Genomic DNA, 19415 nt, shown 5'->3' with positions numbered 1-19415 from the left:
GCAATATGATTTCACACACTTCAAAATTCGTAGGAGAAGGTTTAACTTACGATGACGTACTATTAATTCCGGCATTTTCAGAAGTTTTACCACGCGAGGTAAATATTCAAGCAAAATTCACAAAAAATATTACACTAAATGTACCTGTAGTCTCAGCGGCTATGGATACAGTAACAGAATCTGAAATGGCAATTGCTATGGCCAGAGTAGGAGGTATAGGCGTTTTACACAAAAATATGTCTATTAAAAAGCAAGCCAAAGAAGTAAAAAAGGTGAAGCGCTCTGAATCAGGTATGATTTTAGAACCTGTTACTATAACAAAAAATGAAACAGTGCTTAAAGCAAAAAGCTTAATGCGAGAATACGGTATTGGAGGTATTCCTGTAATTAACAGTGAAGGAACACTTATAGGTATTATTACTAATAGAGACTTGCGTTTTGAAAATGACAATAAACGTAAAATTTCTGAAGTTATGACTTCTAAAAATTTGGTTACTGTGCCAGAAGGAACTTCACTAAAACAAGCTGAACTTGTTTTGCAAGAAAATAAAATTGAAAAATTACCTGTTGTAAACGAAAACTATAAATTAGTTGGATTGATAACGTATAGAGATATTATTAAGGTAATTGAAAACCCCGATGCAAATAAAGATAAGTATGGACGTTTGTGTGTTGCAGCAGCCATTGGAGTTACTGGAGATGCATTTGAAAGAGCTGAAGCACTCATTAAAGTAGGTGTTGATGCGTTGGTAATTGATACAGCTCACGGGCATACAAAAAGTGTGGTAACTATTTTAAAAGAAATTAAAGCTACATATCCTACTACTGATATTGTTGTTGGAAATATTGCTACTGCAGAAGCTGCAAAATATTTGGTAGAAGCTGGTGCAGATGCCGTAAAAGTTGGTATTGGCCCTGGTTCAATTTGTACAACACGTGTAGTTGCTGGTGTAGGTTATCCACAACTTTCTGCTATTATTGAAGTTGCTGAAGCAATTAGAGGCACAGGAGTTCCTGTTATTGCCGATGGAGGTGTTCGTTATACAGGTGACATTCCAAAAGCAATTGCTGCAGGAGCTGATAGTGTAATGTTAGGTTCTTTGTTGGCTGGAACTAAAGAATCTCCAGGTGAAACTATTATTTTTGAAGGAAGAAAATTTAAATCGTATAGAGGAATGGGCTCTGTTGAAGCAATGGAGAAAGGATCAAAAGATCGTTATTTTCAAGATGTAGAAGCAGATATTAAAAAACTAGTTCCTGAAGGTATTGTAGGAAGAGTACCCTACAAAGGCGAATTACATGAAACAATGCATCAATTTATAGGAGGATTACGTGCAGGTATGGGGTACTGTGGAGCTAAAAATATAGCAGCTCAAAAACAAGCAAAATTTGTTAAAATTACTTCTGCCGGTATGCGAGAAAGCCACCCTCACGATGTAACTATAACCAAGGAAGCGCCTAATTACTCAAGATAACTTAATAAATAAACAATCTAAAATAGAATAATATTAGGCAACACTTATTCGTATTATGCAGCTAAATAAAAACCTCAGTCATCATTTTTTGGGTGTTCCCCTATCGGGTCAGGCTATCCGCTATATCTTTTTAGTCGATGCCTAAAAAGGATGTCACTACTATCCTTAACACATACAAAATTTAAGAATAACAATGCAATCACCAACCGTATCATTGCAAAAGAGGTACAATTGAAGTAATCTCGTGAATATAAATTACGAACTTTAGATACTACCTTAAAAAGAGTATAAATAAAAATAACTGGGTTAAATTTTAATTATTCTTTAATAACTCGAATACCTACATGCTTACTAGTAAGCATTTCAGAATTATTAGCATCATAAAAGTCGTAAGCACTATAACCATAAATACCATTATCATAATATTCAGCAACATTCCCTCCTAAATCATAAATTTTTGCAGATACAATAGATGTACCTTTAAATTCTCCAACCTTTTTAAATAAATTTGTATTCACTTCCTCTAGTTTGTTGTTAAATTGCCTTACTTCATCAATAGTAATGGCATAACCAGCCCAGTAATTTAAGGTGTTTTCATTTTTAGCTGCCTTAAATGCTTTTTTATGTAAATTTTTAGCTTCTGCTAAATTTGGCAATCTATACTTCTTATTGGTTATTGAACTTAACCAGTGTACATAATTTGTAGCTTCAGTTTTACTTACTGTAACAGGGTAGTTATCCAAACCAACGTTATATTTATGCATTGAATTATACGATTTATATTGAGCATTTGTAACTTCAAACCGTGCTATTTCAATTGAATCTTTTTTGACCAATACGGTTTCAGGAATTAATTTCCCATTGAATAAAACACCATAATTTCCAGTTGTAGTTGTAGCTGCTTTTTCAATTTCTAAAAGTTGTGCTAACGGACTCTCTTTTTTAAAGGTCTCATTTTTTGAAGGATTTTTAGTAAACAAGTACGTGTCAATCCAAGCTAATTCTTCCTTCATTTTACGCAATTGATGTGTAATTTTACCTAAACCATGCGGTTGATTAGGAAACCATAAAAAACGAACGGGAGCTTTACCAACTTGCTGTAAACCTCTATAATATTCCCATCCTTGATCACGTGGAACAGCTCTATCTTTACTACCGTGAAAAATAATGGTAGGTGTTTTTATTTTTTCAATCTCAAATAGGGGAGATTTAATAATATAATTTTCATTGTAAAATTTACCATTTACATCATCCCAAGGAGCACCACCAAAATAAGATTGATCAAAACTAACGCCAAATCTACATGTGCCATAATCTGAAGTCCAGTTAACATCACCAGCACCAGGTGCTGCAAATTTAAACATATCAGGAAATCGAACTGTAAGCATTGTAGTTAAAATAGCACCGTTAGACCATCCCATAGTACCCATTTGGTTTCTATCAATCAACCCTTTTTTATCTAAAATAGCAATAGCTTTGGTTATATCTTCAAGCTCAGGTTCGTAATAATTCCCTTTGATACTTTCTACAAACGAAAGCCCATGATTGGATGAACCATGATAATTAGGTTTTAAAACAAAAGCACCACGTTGTGCTAAAATATTAGGATAAGTACTCCATCGTTCGCTCCACATATCCGTATCAGTACCTGCTGGCCCACCGTGAATAGATAAAATTAAAGGGTACCGTTTTCCTTTTTCATAAGTTGAAGGATAATATAAAATACCATCTACTTCTTCATTATTGTAACCTTTCCAAACCATTACTTCACTTTTTGTAATTGGTTTTTTAGCTAGTTTTTTATTTAGTTTTACAACTTCTTTTTCATTTAAAAATTTATTTTTGCTAATGTCAGCAATGTAATAAGTAGGTAATTTTGAAGCTGTAGAATATTGATAAATTACTTTTGAACCATCTTTAGAAACAGAAAGTATGGTAGTATGATTGTTCTTTGCTCCTAAATTAATAGATGATTTAACCCAAGCATTTCCATTTTTTTTATAATACGCCAATTTATAATACGCTTTATTTGCTAATGTTACAATTGCATCGTTTCCAACAACTTGATATCCACGTCCTATGCCTAAATTCCACTTTAAATTTACTTTTTTATATGAATTGGTAGCAATTGTATAATAATAGAGTTCTGAAATACCTGCTCCATTCCATTTTGGATTTGAAGCGTAGGTTGATGTAAAGTAAAAGCCTTTATTATCTCTAGTAAATTGAAATGAATTAGATGGGAAACCTCTATCGGTTATTATTTGTTTTACGTCTCCTGTTTCTAAATTTTGAAGGTAATTAAAAGGATCTTTTTGCGCATCTGAAGCGTAGCTACGACTTCTATTCTTTCTATAAACCAACCATTTCCCATTGGGAGAAATAACAAAACCGCTTAAAGGCTTCTTATTATTTGTTATGCGTTTTATTGTTTTTTCTTTCAAATTATAGGCATAAACTCTAGTTGGTTTCCAGTGTAATGAATCTTCTACTACTGTTACGTTATCTTTAATTTCTTCTAGCTCTTTTTCGTACAGTGTTTTACCTTCATTCGATTGAAATAATAGGGTATTTTCGTTTTGCCACTGTAAATTTGAAATACCTTTTTTAAATTCTTTCACCTCTTCAGCTTCACCACCATAAATACTCATTCTCCATAATTTTTTACCTTTATCACGAGCGGATAAAAAATAAATAGATTCTCCATTCTGAGAAAAAATAGGGTTAAAATCATTCTCATCAGAAAATGTAAGTTGTATAGTTTTAAAAGTTTCTTTTTCTTGAATATTTAATAGCGTTAAATATATATCAGATACAAATTTATCTTTCTTTTTTACAGCCTTCTTTTTTGTCCACACAATCATATTTCCTTTTGGAGATACAGAAACAGACTTCATATATTCTGTATTTATAATATCTTCAGGAGTCCAACGTGTTTTATCTTTTTCCTGTGCAGTCACAATAAAATTGAAAGTAATGATAAGGAATAAGAAGGTGAATAAATTTTTATTTTCCATAAGTTGAAATTTAGTATTTATGTGGTTGTATAATTTATATTGCTGGCTTAAAATTTATTAGAAACCTCTTTTTACATTTTTTCATCAATAAAATCCATGACTTCTTTTTCAATAGTAATTGTAGCATCATATATTTTTTTTGCACGAACTAAAATGTCTTCAGCAAAAACACTGTCTTTTATATCTTTCGCATTAATTCTAACATTGAAATAAGCACCAATAACGGCTGTTCTAGCACATAAAATTCCAACAGCAGCATCAGATAACGAGCTTTGTAAACCCTCTTTTAGCATGGCTTGCATTACTTCCATAGAGTTATAAGCTGTTTCCATTACCTGAAAAGGTATCTCAGTAGCGTACTTTGTCGCTTTTTCTATCGCTTGTTTTCGTACTTCTTTTTCATCATTGGTAGTTTTAGGCATTCTAAACCCTTCAATAATTTTATTGAAAGCGTTGGTGTCTTCATCAACTAAATACAACAATTTATTTTTATAGGTTTGTCCTTTTTCTGCCCAATTTGAATAAAACTCCCATTTAGCATCCCAACCTGCTTTGTGAGCCGATAGGTTTGCAACCATGGTACCTAATGAAACCCCTAAAGTACCAACATAAGCAGCAATGGAACCGCCACCCGGAGCCATAGATTCTCCGGCTGTTTCCTCTGCAAAACCAGCAACAGTTAAATCTACTAATTTTTGGCTATTGTCTTTTAATAAATACTCTATTATTTTTTCAGTTGGATTGAAGGGTTTTAAATCGTCTAAACCTAAAGATTTTACAGCAATTTTAATTTTTTCTTCTTCAGAAATACCTAAAGAGCGCTGTTGTTTGCGTAAAAAATAATCTCCAGCATCTAACATTGCTTTAAGAGGTATTAACCCTATCAATTCAGAACCAGTAACACGCAAACCTCGTTTGGTTGCAGCTTTTACAGTTTCATCAAAAGCAACGTGCATTGATGTTATGCTAATGTTGGTTAAATTATAAGAAATTTGTGCAATACCATATTCTTCAATAAACCATCCAATACCTTTTACAGCTTTTAATTTACCAGGAATACGAACAGGATTACCATTTTTATCCAATACTTTTTTACCTGTTGACGGGTTTCCTTCACGTTTTATTCTACCAGCTTCACGAATATCAAAAGCAACAGCGTTGGCTCTACGTGTTGATGTGGTATTTAAATTTACATTGTAAGCAATTAGAAAATCTCGTGCAGAAATAGCTGTACAGCCTGACTTGACAACACTTGAATTAAACTCAGCGGGACCAAAATCAGGTTTCCACGCTGTGTTTTCTAACTTTTCTTTTAAACCTTCATATTCACCAGAACGGCAATTTGCCAAATTTTTTCGTTTCTCTTCTTTAGCGGCATTCTCGTAAAAATATCCAGGAATTCCTAATTCCTTTCCAACACGTTCACCTAATTTATGTGCGAAAGCAGCTGTTTCTTCCAAGGTAATTCCTGAAATGGGTACTAACGGACAAACATCTGTAGCTCCAAAACGAGGATGTGCGCCTGTATGTTTACTCATATCAATTAATTCAGCAGCTTTTTTAATTAATTTAAAAGCGGCTTCAATTACATTTTTAGGCTCGCCAACAAATGTAATAACGGTTCTATTGGTTGCTTTTCCAGGGTCAACGTCTAACAATTTAACACCTTCAACGGTTTCAACTACACTTGCAATGGTATTTATTTTTACGGTATCGCGTCCTTCACTAATATTAGGTACACATTCAATTAATTGCTTATTCATTAAAAGTTATATTTTAAGTTTCAAATTTAGAAAGTTAATTTGATTTTTGTTGATACTATTTTAAAATAAATAAAAGATATGTTAACTGTTTGTGCAATTAAATTCTACTTTTGTGGAGGAAATGGTTAATTGTCATTACGAAAGAGGGATGGCTGAAGTAGTCGATTTCTGAGAAACAGATTGCTTCATTTTATTCGCAATGACGTAATTAGAAATCTATTAGAAGATATTAAATCAATGAATGTATTATTTTTATGAAAAAAGTTTTAATTACAGGAATGGCCGGCTTTATAGGCCATCATTTAGCAAAGTTATTAGTAAAGTCAAATTTTGAAGTTGTAGGGTTGGACAATATCAACGATTATTACGATCCTAATTTAAAATTAGCACGTTTGCAAGATTTAGGCTTTGATACTAATGAAATAGCTTACAACAAACTTTTAACTAATGCTGTTATTTCATTTATAAAATTGGATTTAACAGATTTAGGTAACTTAAAGCAATTATTTGAAGATCAGCAATTTAGTTATGTGGTTAATTTAGCTGCACAAGCAGGCGTTAGGTACTCTTTAGAAAATCCACATTCGTATGTTGACAGTAATATTACAGGATTTTTGAATATTTTAGAAAGTTGTAGAGCATTTCCTGTTGAACATTTGGTGTTTGCATCGTCAAGTTCTGTGTATGGTTTAAGTGAAGATATTCCTTTTAAAGAAGATAATTGTACAGACCATCCATTGGCAATGTATGCTGCTAGTAAAAAAGCCAATGAAATGATGGCGCATTCGTATGCTAATTTATACGGTATTCCTTGTACAGGATTACGGTTTTTTACAGTGTATGGCCCTTGGGGAAGACCTGATATGGCATTGCATATTTTTACCAAAGCAATGGTAGAAGACAAACCTTTTGAGGTGTTTAATAATGGAGATATGAGTCGTGATTTTACGTATGTAGGTGATATTGTAGAAAGTGTTAAACGCTTATTACCGCTCCCACCAAAAGAAAATAATCCCGCATTTAATCCAAAAAAGCCGGTGTCCTCTAAAAGTTCTAAAGCCTACCAACTATTTAATATAGGAAATAATAGTCCGGTAGCTCTAATGGATTATGTTCATGCAGTAGAAAAAGCCTTAGGCAAAAAAGGGAAAATTATATTTAAACCAATGCAACCAGGAGACGTACAATCTACCTATGCCAATGTAGAGAATTTGTTTAATTATATAGGATTTAAACCTAAAACAACTATTGAAGAAGGTATTAAAGCATTTGTAGATAGGTATTTGGAGTTGGAAGGAATGAAGCGTGAGAAGTAAAGAGTGTATATTTGTCAGTTCAAGTAACTACGTTTACCAAGGAGTATAGAGAACTCGTATAAAAGTAGTTTCACTCGTGAGCGGAATCGAGGTGTATTTTAAAATAAAATAAGGTATAAAAAATCTTTGCTAAGATTAGACTTACGCAACCAAACAAACTCCTAAAATTAATTTTCAAATTCTAAAGCAATACCCTATATTTACAGCAGATAATGAAAAATATTCCCAAAAATAATTGAGGCTTAAATAATGAATAATCAAAAATCAAATACAGAAAATTGGTTATTTGAAATAACCCCCAAAAATAAACTCTTCAATTTAAATTTGAAGGAAGTTTGGCAATATAGAGATTTATTGATGTTGTTTGTAAAACGTGATGTGGTTACATTATACAAACAAACTATTTTAGGGCCTCTCTGGTACTTAATTCAACCTTTATTTACATCAATAATATTCACAATAATATTCAACAAAATTGCTGGGATTGATACAGGGAATATTCCTCCCTTTTTATTCAATTTAGCTGGGGTTACAAGTTGGAACTATTTTAGAGAATGTTTAACAGCCACTTCTGATACTTTTAAAAAGAATGCTAGTTTATTTGGTAAAGTTTATTTTCCGAGAATTATTATGCCTATGAGTATTGTAATTTCCAATTTATTAAAATTTGGAATTCAGCTTGGCGTATTTATAGGGTTTTATCTGTATTACGTTTATAATGGATATCAAATTGCCCCAAATTCATTTGTTTTAGTATACCCGCTGTTAATAATTATTATGGGAATGCTAGGTTTGGGATTGGGTATGATAATTTCATCAATGGTTACAAAATATAGAGATTTAACTTTTTTGGTGGGGTTTGGAGTGCAATTATTAATGTATGTTTCTGCAGTAATGTACCCAATATCGTTAGTAAAAGAGAAATTGTCAACTTATTCTTGGATTGTAGAATATAATCCAATGGCACATATTATTGAAACTTCTAGGATAATGTTATTAAATGATGGAGAATTTGATTTTTATGGAATTTTGTATTCAGTAATAATTACCATTGTTATATTTTTTGTAGGTTTATTGATATTTAATAGAACAGAAAAAAGCTTTATTGATACGGTGTAGGGAGTGTGAAGAGTTAAGGGTGAAGAGTGAAGTGAGAACCGTTCACCGTTCACCTAGAAAAATAGTTCACGAATAATTAAAAATAAAAAATTGCTAAAAGAATGGATCATAAAAATTTAGATGTATGGAAAACGAGTATTGATTTGGTAGCTGAAGTATATAAAGTGACAAAGGCTTTTCCGAAAATTGAAGAGTACGGAATTACAAGTCAAATGAGAAGGTCAGCTGTTGCAGTTCCTTCCAATATTTCTGAAGGTGCTGGTAGAGATTCAAAAAAGGAATATGTTCGATTTTGAATATTTCTATAGGTTCATTGAGCGAATTAGAAACACAGATGATTATTGCACAACGATTAAAATATATAAATGATTCAACTATTTTTGATGAGATTGTGATAGTGAGGAAATTGTTAATTGGATTAAAAAAGTATTTAGTAAGTAAAATTTAAATAGTAAGTGAAGAGTGAAGCGTTCACAGATAACAGTTCACGGTTCACTAACAAAACAGATTACATTGAACGAATGCAATGAACGAAGTTATTTTAAAAATAGAAAACTTAAGCAAACAATACCGACTAGGAACTGTTGGTACGGGTACTATAAGCCATGATTTAAATCGTTGGTGGCATAAAGTACGTGGTAAAGAAGACCCTTTTTTAAAAGTTGGAGAAGTAAATGACAGGGCAACCAAAGGCACATCTGACTACGTGTGGGCTTTGAAGGATATTAATTTTGAAGTGAAAAAAGGAGAAGTTTTAGGTATTATTGGTAAAAATGGCGCTGGAAAATCTACCTTACTTAAAATTCTTTCAAAAGTAACAGGCCCAACTACTGGAAGTATTAAATCTAAAGGGCGAATAGCTTCTTTATTAGAAGTAGGTACAGGTTTTCACCCTGAACTTACCGGTAGAGAAAATATTTTTTTGAATGGCGCTATTTTAGGGATGACCAAGGCTGAAATAAACGCCAAAATTGATGAGATTGTAGAATTTTCGGGCTGTGAACGATATATAGATACACCCGTTAAACGCTATAGCAGCGGTATGACGGTTCGTTTAGCATTTTCCGTAGCAGCTCATTTAGAACCCGATATTTTAGTGATAGATGAAGTTTTAGCTGTTGGTGATGCCGAGTTTCAAAAAAAAGCCATTGGTAAAATGCAAGATATTAGTAAAGGAGATGGAAGAACGGTGCTATTTGTGAGCCATAATATGGCGGCGGTGCAAAATTTATGTACAAGAGGGATTGTGTTGGAGAATGGTGGAGTTGTTTTTGATGGTAAAACAGAAAACGCAATATTGTTTTATTTAAAAGGCAATCTAACGTCTGAAGACCTAATAGATATTAAGGACAGAAAAGGAAATGGGAGAATTAAAACAAAAAGTGTTGAAGTATATGGTGATGATAAGGATTCTTCAGCAATTTCAGGATCTAAATTAAATTTTGAATATCAATTTGAGAATCAAAATAATGTACTATTAAAAGATGTACGATTTGACTTTCGAATAGATGACGCTATGGGACAAAGAATAGCTTGGTTTAGTACTGTTTTAAAACCAACAAATGGAAGTAATGATATTTTCAAAATTTTGAATTTTGAAATTCAACGTTGTAATTTAAACCAAGGAATTTATTATGTTACAACTTACTTAGAAGTAAATAAAGAATTAGCAGATCATATTCAAAATGCTTTTTCTTTTGAGATATTTGAAGGTGACTTTTATAATAATGGAAATAAAATACCATTGGTTCAAAGTAAAATATTAATGGATTTTAATCTAAATTATAAGGAATGTTAAAAAAAATTAAAAATCTTATACGAGAAAACCGTCAGTTGCATAAAGAAAATTTATTACAGTTGAAAGAATTGGAATGGGCTCATATATATCACGACAGTATTAGGGGTAAAGACTGGTTAGAAAAATTACCTTTAAATATTGGTAGATGGGCAGGAAATTACCCGTTTTTTTATCTGTTGAATAGAATTTTAACCGATTTTAAACCTAATTCTATTTTAGAATTTGGATTGGGAGAATCAAGTAAATTTGTTTCGACTTATTTAGAAAATGAGTTGAAAAACTCTAACCATTTAATTATAGAACAAGATGAAACTTGGCATCAAAATTTTAAATTAAAATTTCAACTCTCGTTACTTTCTAAAGTTGCTATTTGTCCATTATATAAAAGAAAAGTATTTAATTGTGACGTAAATTCTTATTCAGGAATAGAAGATATTATCAATCAAAATTTTGATTTATACATTGTAGATGGGCCTTTTGGAAGTGAAAATTATTCAAGGTATGATATTGTTGAATTGGCACGAGATTTTACTAAAAATGATGAATTCATAATAATCATAGACGACTACCAGCGAATTGGGGAAAAGGAAACTGTGCAAGAACTCTTAAAGATGTTAAAAGAAAAGGGTATTACAATTTATTGGGGGGAATATTCTGGTAATAAAAGTGTAGGTGTTCTAGGAACTGAAAAGTATAAAAGTGTAAAATCTTTTTAACTATTTTACTTTCTTATAAATCAACGTTTTCACCATTTATTTCAACTCTTTTCCAGTTCTAAAATTTATTTTAACATTGTTAATAGTACTGGATGTTACTTGCTTTTCAGTTGCAAATCCATTAGAACAAACACCTAACTGATAACTGCCTATACATCCTAAACGTACAACTTTTCGTGTATCATTGTTTCTTCTAGGTGTAATAAAACGCAATAGCAATCAATAAATGGCAACTAGCAACAATAGTAGTCAACTCTTCAAAATTTAGTGACCTGCTGAGGATGATATTTCGACTGTGCTCAGTACAGGCTCTACACTTTTTGTTATTCAATCTGTATTTTTAATTACGGCATATTGAAAATTTATCGTAAAATTTGAAATGAAAATTTCGTTAAAAATTTCGGGCTGTTTGAGCTAAACGAATGTTTTATATTGTTAAAATCAAGAAAGCGAGTTCCTGAAATTTAGAAATCGAATAAAAAATTTAGATAAATCTTCATAAGCCTAGATTTTTTTGAATACTTTTTTTATCAATGAAAAAAAGTATTAACAAATAACTTCAAAACTAAATACAACAATTAAAAACATACCTTTAATCTATAGTTTTACGTAGTTAACACTTCGATTCCGCTCAGTGACCTGATAAGAATGAAATTTTAGAACTTAATTATAAATTTCAACTACAATTCAAAAGATTCCCAGTCAAGCTGAGAATGACGGTATGTTTTAAAAGATTCCCAGTTAACACTTCAACTCCGCTCAGTGACCTGCTGAGGATGACGTTTGGACACGTCATTGTGGGGAGAGCAGAACAAACGACAAAGCAATTTCATGAATAGCAGCAGATTGCTTCATTCCTCTGCGTTTCATTCGCAATGACGTTTTTACTAACCTACTAAAACCTATAAAACAGCATACCTAGCAACCTTTTTATTAACAAATTAGTGTATTTGTTCACAAACAAAACAAAAATAAAGCAAAAAATAGTTGAAATATAGTAACTGATATCTTATTTTTACCCAGTTAAATAAAACGATTAGCTAGAACTGATCGAGGTTTTTATCAAATTATAACTCAATAACTACAGGGTGCTAGCCATTAATTATTGAGTTTTTTTATGTTTTTTAGTTTCATAGTTCACCTAATTTAATTATTATTTTAGAGGTCAGTAGATAACTACATATAAATTTGAAATGGTAAAACACTGAATATAAAAAGTGTAATGCAAAATAATTTGTCTGTTCGAGCGCAGTCGAGAACTATAGCACACATAAATAGGTCTCGACTGCGCTCGACCAGACACAAACAAATAGAATTTATTAAATTAATCGTATGAAACTAGCTACTTACCTCTATATTATTTTATTACTTTTGAGGTCAAAACGTTAATAAATTATTGTTGTAATTTCGTGTTTTGTAGTTATTTACAATGACAGTTCGACTAGTTTTTGATAAAAAACTGTATTGAGAACTTCATTCACCAAATAAATAGACGCTCTATTCATTTTAATGCTTAAAAATCACGCTCTAATTACCTAATTTTTACTAAAACATACAATGAATTAGTCTTAATTTGAGGAATTTTTAAATTTGCTTAGCCATGATAAAAAACTGCTTGGCAGTTGAAACAAATCGCTTAGCAATATTTTAAAACTTCTTAGCAGTTTGAGCAAATTGCTATAGCAAATTTAACTAAAATTACTGCAGATTGCCACTCCTTTTTTCAAAAGGTTCGCAATGACGTATAAAAAAACCTCGGTCGCTAGAACGATCGAGGTTTTTATCAAATTAAATTAACTACAGGGCGCTAGCTCGCTTTTAATTTAAATTCCAACGTTTTAAGCATTTTGCGTAAACGTTTTGCAGGTCTAAAATTCAAATGTGCTGAAGTAACACTGTTACCACTTACTTCTTCAGTGAGAGTTTCCCCTTCTGAACGTACACCAATTTGAAAATTTCCCAATTCACCAAACTGTACAATTTTACCTTGTTCCAGTTCATCAATCATGTTCATCTCCAATGCTCGGAGAACAGCAAGACAATCCGGAACACGAACAGTACATTGGTTGGACACTAAATATGCCAAACGCTCAAAATCTACTTTCCCCGTAGAAATAGCGTGTGCATAATACTTTGGAACCGCAGTTTCGTCCTGCGGGTTTCCCCTTGAAATAGACTTTATTTCAATCATATTATTAATATGTATTTAACCTGACTTCTTCGTTGAAATCATTATTGTAAAAATAAATGTTATTTAAGGTTTAAAGTCTTTAATTAAAATTACTTAATAACATTTTAATGTTGAAAAGTTGACTTTTTTACACTGAAATATTTTGTATTTTCGCATATTAATAAAGGTTGTATGTTGTTTTTATTTCAAAATAATTCTTATAATTTTATTTCTTTTCGTTATAATTTTAGGTGCTAAGTTTAAATTGCTATTTTTACGCTAATTAACTAAATTATATGCAAACCCCTTTAGTATCTATTATCATTCCAACCTATAACCGAGCTCATTTAATTGGTGAAACGTTGGATAGTATATTGGCACAAACCTATACCAACTGGGAATGTATTGTGAATTATACGAGAACTATAGTATTAGAAAATTAAGGTTTATATATCATGATAAGAAGTTTACCTAGAATTTTAGCGGTATTAGTAAATTATGGTGATGAGCAAATTAATTACCTCCAGCAAGTTGTAAAAGAACTAAAAGGGTTTAGTAAATATGATGTAACAGTAATTGTAAATTCAAATATGGATTTGAGTATTGAAGGTATTGATAAAGTAAATGTCTTTGAACTAGATGATTACCAATTATTGCCGCAAACTTGCAGAAAAGTTATTTGGGAGAATAAAAATGAGTTTGATATTTTTATTTATGGAGAAAACGATCATTTGTTTCTTGAAAAACATATAGATAATCATATTAAATACTCTAAAATATTACCTAAAACTAGAATTTCAGGTTTAATTCAATTTGAAGAGGATGAAACTGGAAAGTATTATCCAGGATATCACTTAGATTTTGACTGGGATTTTAACTCGGTTGAAATCTATGAGGATAAAGTATTTGCACATTTTAATAATGTTCATCAAGCTACATTTATCTTAACTAAAGAACAATTAATCAAAATTGGTAAAAAAATCAATTTTTGTGAATTAGTAAATGATTTTGAATTAAGTGTTTTCGAATTGATTATTAGAAAAGTTAAACGAAAATTAGGTTTAAATATACCAAGGCATAATATTTACAGCGTAAAATGTAAGGTTAATACTGATATTTTTAAGTATGGAGGAATGAAAAAATTAATATGTATATCAGATTTTGAAGATAATTTAATTCATCATTTACCAAATATTTATATAAATGGTTTAAAAGGCAGGCAAAAACTAAGATCAGATTTTAATAAGATGGATAATGCTATAGATGAACTTTTAAAAATATAATTATTTGATTTATGATAGCAATAGTAATTCCATATTATAAAATTACATTTTTTGAAGAGACCTTAAAGTCATTAGCAAATCAAACAGATAAGAGGTTCAAGGTATATATTGGTGATGATGCTAGTCCAGAAGACCCTTCTAAAATATTAGAAAAATATAGCAAAAAATTTGATTTTGTATATACAAAGTTTGAAAATAATTTAGGTTGCATTTCATTAGTTAAACAATGGGAGCGTTGTATTAAAATGGCTAATAAGGAAGATTGGCTTATGATTTTGGGAGATGATGATGTGTTGGGAGAAAATGTAGTAAAATTATTTTACAAAAATTTACCTGAAATTAAGAAAGAGAATATTACAGTAATTAGGTTTTCAACGTGTAAAATAAATGATTTGGGTAATTTAATTTCCGATGTTTACCAACACCCTAAGATTGAAAATGCAGTAGATTTTTTTTTTAGAAAAACAAGAAGTTCTTTAAGTGAATATGTATTTAATAAAAAAAAGATTAATGCAATTGGCTTTAAAGATTATCCCTTAGGATGGTTTTCAGATGTTTTAGCTGTTTTAGAATTTTCAAATTTTGGAAATGTTTATTCAATTAAAACAGCATTAATATACATTCGCATATCTGAAATAAGTATTTCTGGAAGAAGCGACAATATGAAAATTAAATTAAAAGCTGTTTTTAGTTTTTACTATTATTTATTGTCTTCAAAATATAATAAATTTACTGACGAGCAAAGAAAAATATTGTTGAATAAAATTAATAAATGCTATTTAAATGATAAGAAGAATATGTTAATGTTTATTAAAATATCAAAAATTTATTTTTCAAATTATTTATTTACTTTTTATTCTGAATTTTTAAAATCAATATTTTTTAATTTAAAAACTAATTTTTCTAAAAATAGATGAAAACAATACTAATAACAGGAGGCGCAGGAAATATAGGGAGTGCTTTGGCTACAAAATTAAGTGAGGATATTAATAATATTGTTGTAATTATTGATAACCTTTTAACAGGTAGTTTGTACAAAGTGCCAAAAAAAGAGAATGTCCATTTTGTAAAATCTGATGTAAATAATTATAATGACATAGTACCTGTATTTGGACGCTATAATTTTGATTATGTTTTTCATTATGCTGCAGTAGTTGGTGTTAAAAGAACTTTAGACAATCCAATGCGAGTGTTAAATGATATTGAAGGGATTAAGAATATATTATCCTTATCAAAAAATTCAGGTGTAAAACGGGTATTTTATTCAAGTTCGTCAGAAGTATATGGAGAGCCTTTTGAAATTCCACAAAATGAACATACAACCCCTTTAAATTCACGTCTGCCATATGCAATTGTTAAAAATGTAGGAGAAGCCTTTTTTAAATCATATTATCAAGAGTATGGATTGGAATATACAATTTTTAGATTTTTTAATACGTATGGGGTTAACCAAAGTGAGGACTTTGTAATTCCACGCTTTCTAGAGTTGGCATTAAACAATGAGCCTATAACTATATATGGAGATGGATTACAAACACGTTCTTTTTGTTATGTAGATGACAATGTAGAAACTTGTATTAAAGCTATGAATGACAAAAATTGTATAAATGATGTGCTAAATATAGGGAGTGATATTGAAATGAGTATTTTAGATTTAGCAAAACAACTAATAGCAATTACTAAATCCAAATCTAAAATAATACATGTACCTGCTTTGGAAGAAGGAGATATGACACGGCGTTGTCCAGATACATCAAAAATGAAAGCAATTTTAGGAAAAGAATTAATTTCGTTGGAAGTTGGGATAAAAAAAATAATGAAATATTATGAGAATAGGAAATAATCCAAGTAATCATAAAATTGTTGAAGCTAACAAAACGCTACATCGTGTAATTGTACCAGTTTATATACCTCATGAAACCGATTATTTTAAAGATGCATTACAAATTTTTGAATACTGCCTATCTTCAATAATAAAAACAAGTATTACTAACTTAAAAATATCGATAATAAGTAATGGTTGTAATGATGCAGTAAATGATAAATTAGTAGCATTTCAAAAAAAACATGCCATTGACGAATTAATAATTGAAAGAGAGGGAATAGGCAAAATCAACAGTGTTTTAAAAGCACTTAGAACAGCCGATGAGCGATTTATAACCATTACAGATGCAGATGTATTATTTGTGAATGGATGGGAACAAGCAATTCTGGATGTATTTAAAGCTTTTCCAAAGGCAGGAGCGGTATGTCCTACACCTGTTTTCAGAAAACACTTTCAATTAACAAGTAACATATGGTTAAAGTATTTATTTTCAAATAGACTTAAATTTATGCCAGTCAAAAATCCGGCAGCTATGACAAAATTTGCCAATAGTATTGGTTGGCCTTGGTTAGATGATAAATATAAAGATGTGTATGCAACGTTAAAAGCTACAAACGGTACCGTTGCAATGGTTGGTTGCTCTCATTTTGTTGCTACGTATAAAAGAGAGGTATTTACAGAAATTCCATCAGAAAATACTGAATTCAAAATAAGAGGTAATAGTGAACATATATATACTGATGTACCTGTTATTAAAAAAGGAGGGTATCGTTTGTCAACCGAAGATAATTATACATATCATATGGGTAATATATTGGAAGGTTGGATGGTTGATATTTATAAAAATCTAAAAGAGGAATATAAATCGGATGTTAAATTTAATTTTAAAATGTTAGAAAAGCCTTTGATAAATTATAGGTTATCTGAGAAATGTTTTAATTTTTTAATCTCAATAGGTTGGTTAAAAAAAAGAATATTTAAAATGAAAGGTTTGACAGATGCTCAAGTACAAGATTTTTAGTTTAAAATAGAGTTATATCTAAAAAATTTATTTGGGCATTTCATGAGTTTTAAGATTAGAAAAAATAAAGGCGAGGTAAATAACTACAATAGATTAAAAATTATTTATTAATTATGTGACTTTAGTTTTCTAGGTGTTATTAAACCACATTTGTTTATTATTAGTATGCTATTATTTAAAAGAAAAGAGATTGAATAAAAAAAATCCCCACTCACGGAATATTAATGTAAATTTAAGAATTAATCATTTTTATAAGAAATCAATTTTAAAAAATAATGAATCAAATAAGAAAAATACTGGCTCACTCAAAAAAGAGTACATTATACATATATAACTTTATTATAAGAAAACCATATTATAAAACTTCAAATAATTTTTGGGTACAAAAAATACCTTATAAGAAAATTGATGATCGTTTAAGTTTTTTTATTTCAGAATGCAAAAATAAAAATGTACTTCATTTTGGGTGTACAGATTGGCCTATTTTTAATTCTAAAAATAATTTACATATTAAACTGGCAAATGTCTGTAAAAGTATTGATGGTTTTGATGTTGATAAAGAAGGTATTGAACACGTTGATAATGTTGCTGATTTTTTAAAATTTATTTCAAAAATTGATGCTACAAAATTTTATATAACAGCTCCAAACTGTTTTTCAAAATCTAGAATTAAAAATTATCATGTTGAAAAGAATGAATTTATTGAAGTTGTTCATCCAGATCATAATTGTTGGTATAGTCCGTATACTTTAAAAAACCAAATTGAAAAATACTCAACTTTAGAAGTTAAAATGGTTTATTTGTTAGAAAAGGGTAAAATGGTTTGTTGTGAGGCAATGAGAAAATAATGATTACCATAGCCCTAACATACCGAAATAGAGATATACGCATCGTAAAAAAATGTTTAGATTCTTTACATACACAAACTAGTGAAGAATTTAAAGTGATATTGTTAGATTATGGAAGTGATGATAAGTTTGCTAAACCACTTAAGAAATTAATAAAAGCATATTCGTTTATACAATTAATATATTGTTCAACTCAAGGACAACTTTGGAATAAAAGTAGAGCAATTAATATAACTTTAAAACATTCAGATACTCCATACTTACTTGTTGGTGATATAGATATGATATATAGAAATGATTTTGTTGAATTTTTAAATAAAAAGAAAAAGTTCGACAAAATTATATATTTTCAAGTTGGTTTTTTAAGTAGGGAAGAATCACTGCTTTCAAAACAATTTCATAATTATAATATAAAACATGTATCTAATTTTGAAGCCACAGGAATCACATTATATCCAACTAATCTATTGAAAAGCATTAACGGATATGATGAATTTTACCATGGATGGGGGGCTGAGGATACAGATGTACATATCCGATTGAAAAATGCCGGATATAAGGTGCAGTTTTATGATACGGAAGTTTTACTATTACATCAATGGCATCCAAAAGTTTATAGGTCTTCAAAAAGTAAAGAACCCTATCATTCTTATTTAGAAAAAATAAATCACCAATACTTACAAATGGTAATAAGCACTAAAAAAGTAATGGCAAACACAACTTTTAATTGGGGAGAGTTTCCAATAGAAGGGAAGTTATCAATTCAAAATGCGCTAGAATTTTCTATTACGAATCAAAAAAGCGAAATAGATGCCTTTTTGTATGGGTTGTTAAATACAATAAAAAATAAAAATATATATTTAAAGATTGAACCTCATAAAGAATGTATGTCCTTAAAAAACAATATTAAAAAGGTTTTTAATAAAAAGACTATTGCATGTTATGATTTTAAAGAGTTAAATGATTTAATATTAGTTAGTATTATAGCTCAATATAGAAATTGTAAATATGTTTATGAATGGGATAAGGAAATTAATATTATTAAACTTATTATAGCATTGTAA

At 30.0% G+C, this 19415-nt stretch carries 16 protein-coding genes and 1 pseudogene; 13 read left to right on the top strand and 4 right to left on the bottom strand.

The window, feature by feature from the left end:
- The first annotated feature begins 5 nt into the window (after positions 1 to 5).
- Entirely contained in the window at positions 6 to 1475 is a 1470-nt protein-coding gene (guaB, locus tag Lupro_RS02385) for an IMP dehydrogenase (protein WP_068205937.1), read from the top strand.
- A 317-nt stretch (positions 1476 to 1792) separates the two neighbouring features.
- On the opposite strand, the gene Lupro_RS02380 is transcribed toward guaB, so the two are convergent.
- Positions 1793 to 4492 carry a S9 family peptidase gene (locus tag Lupro_RS02380; protein WP_068205936.1) on the bottom strand — a complete coding sequence of 900 codons (2700 nt, stop codon included), beginning with the start codon at positions 4490 to 4492 and terminating at the stop codon, positions 1793 to 1795.
- Between the two features lie 71 nt (positions 4493 to 4563).
- On the bottom strand, positions 4564 to 6255 hold the full coding sequence (gene ftcD, locus Lupro_RS02375) for a glutamate formimidoyltransferase (RefSeq protein WP_068205935.1): 1692 nt from the start codon (positions 6253 to 6255) through the stop codon (positions 4564 to 4566).
- A 254-nt stretch (positions 6256 to 6509) separates the two neighbouring features.
- On the opposite strand from ftcD, the gene Lupro_RS02370 reads away from it, so the two are divergent.
- The 5 genes and pseudogenes from Lupro_RS02370 to Lupro_RS02350 all read left to right on the top strand — a co-directional run bounded on the left by Lupro_RS02370 (position 6510) and on the right by Lupro_RS02350 (position 11204).
- Complete coding sequence (locus Lupro_RS02370; RefSeq protein WP_068205934.1) at positions 6510 to 7571, top strand: NAD-dependent epimerase/dehydratase family protein; 1062 nt, start codon at positions 6510 to 6512, stop codon at positions 7569 to 7571.
- A 249-nt stretch (positions 7572 to 7820) separates the two neighbouring features.
- Positions 7821 to 8690, top strand: coding sequence for an ABC transporter permease (locus Lupro_RS02365; RefSeq protein ID WP_068205932.1), 870 nt, complete (start codon positions 7821 to 7823; stop codon positions 8688 to 8690).
- Positions 8691 to 8791: 101 nt separating this feature from the next.
- A pseudogene (locus Lupro_RS13925) lies at positions 8792 to 9138 on the top strand (four helix bundle protein).
- A gap of 78 nt (positions 9139 to 9216) precedes the next feature.
- Complete coding sequence (locus tag Lupro_RS02355; RefSeq protein WP_068205930.1) at positions 9217 to 10488, top strand: ABC transporter ATP-binding protein; 1272 nt, start codon at positions 9217 to 9219, stop codon at positions 10486 to 10488.
- The gene (locus Lupro_RS02350) at positions 10482 to 11204 is read left to right on the top strand and encodes a hypothetical protein (RefSeq protein WP_068205929.1); all 723 of its coding nucleotides are present in this window, start codon (positions 10482 to 10484) and stop codon (positions 11202 to 11204) included. The genes Lupro_RS02355 and Lupro_RS02350 overlap by 7 nt, the downstream gene beginning before the upstream one ends.
- Positions 11205 to 11240: 36 nt before the next feature.
- On the opposite strand, the gene Lupro_RS13500 is transcribed toward Lupro_RS02350, so the two are convergent.
- Together Lupro_RS13500 and Lupro_RS02345 are read right to left on the bottom strand one after the other, a co-directional pair.
- Positions 11241 to 11417: an HU family DNA-binding protein gene (locus tag Lupro_RS13500; protein WP_158499544.1), complete on the bottom strand. Its 177-nt coding sequence runs from the start codon at positions 11415 to 11417 to the stop codon at positions 11241 to 11243.
- A 1594-nt stretch (positions 11418 to 13011) separates the two neighbouring features.
- Positions 13012 to 13395, bottom strand: a complete 384-nt coding sequence (locus Lupro_RS02345; protein ID WP_068205927.1) for an HU family DNA-binding protein — start codon at positions 13393 to 13395, stop codon at positions 13012 to 13014.
- 275 nt (positions 13396 to 13670) lie between these two features.
- Between Lupro_RS02345 and Lupro_RS13090 the strand changes: the two genes are divergently transcribed.
- The 7 genes from Lupro_RS13090 to Lupro_RS02315 all read left to right on the top strand — a co-directional run bounded on the left by Lupro_RS13090 (position 13671) and on the right by Lupro_RS02315 (position 19415).
- Complete coding sequence (locus tag Lupro_RS13090) at positions 13671 to 13817, top strand: glycosyltransferase family 2 protein (RefSeq protein ID WP_082703843.1); 147 nt, start codon at positions 13671 to 13673, stop codon at positions 13815 to 13817.
- Positions 13818 to 13829: 12 nt separating this feature from the next.
- Complete coding sequence (locus Lupro_RS02340) at positions 13830 to 14657, top strand: hypothetical protein (RefSeq protein ID WP_068205926.1); 828 nt, start codon at positions 13830 to 13832, stop codon at positions 14655 to 14657.
- An 11-nt stretch (positions 14658 to 14668) separates the two neighbouring features.
- Positions 14669 to 15574, top strand: coding sequence for a glycosyltransferase family 2 protein (locus Lupro_RS13425; protein ID WP_068205925.1), 906 nt, complete (start codon positions 14669 to 14671; stop codon positions 15572 to 15574).
- Positions 15571 to 16500 (top strand): NAD-dependent epimerase/dehydratase family protein, encoded by a 930-nt coding sequence (locus tag Lupro_RS02330; protein WP_068205924.1) that lies wholly within the window; start codon positions 15571 to 15573, stop codon positions 16498 to 16500. The genes Lupro_RS13425 and Lupro_RS02330 overlap by 4 nt, the downstream gene beginning before the upstream one ends.
- Entirely contained in the window at positions 16484 to 17503 is a 1020-nt protein-coding gene (locus Lupro_RS02325; RefSeq protein WP_068205923.1) for a glycosyltransferase family A protein, read from the top strand. Before Lupro_RS02330 ends, Lupro_RS02325 begins: the two co-directional genes overlap by 17 nt.
- Positions 17504 to 17778: 275 nt before the next feature.
- Positions 17779 to 18351, top strand: a complete 573-nt coding sequence (locus Lupro_RS02320) for a hypothetical protein (protein ID WP_068205922.1) — start codon at positions 17779 to 17781, stop codon at positions 18349 to 18351.
- The gene (locus Lupro_RS02315) at positions 18351 to 19415 is read left to right on the top strand and encodes a glycosyltransferase family 2 protein (RefSeq protein ID WP_068205919.1); all 1065 of its coding nucleotides are present in this window, start codon (positions 18351 to 18353) and stop codon (positions 19413 to 19415) included. The genes Lupro_RS02320 and Lupro_RS02315 overlap by 1 nt, the downstream gene beginning before the upstream one ends.

Origin of the sequence: Lutibacter profundi (assembly GCF_001543325.1) — a bacterium.
In the GTDB taxonomy this organism is placed as follows: Bacteria; Bacteroidota; Bacteroidia; order Flavobacteriales; family Flavobacteriaceae; genus Lutibacter; species Lutibacter profundi.
This window is presented reverse-complemented; position numbering and strand designations above follow the sequence as displayed.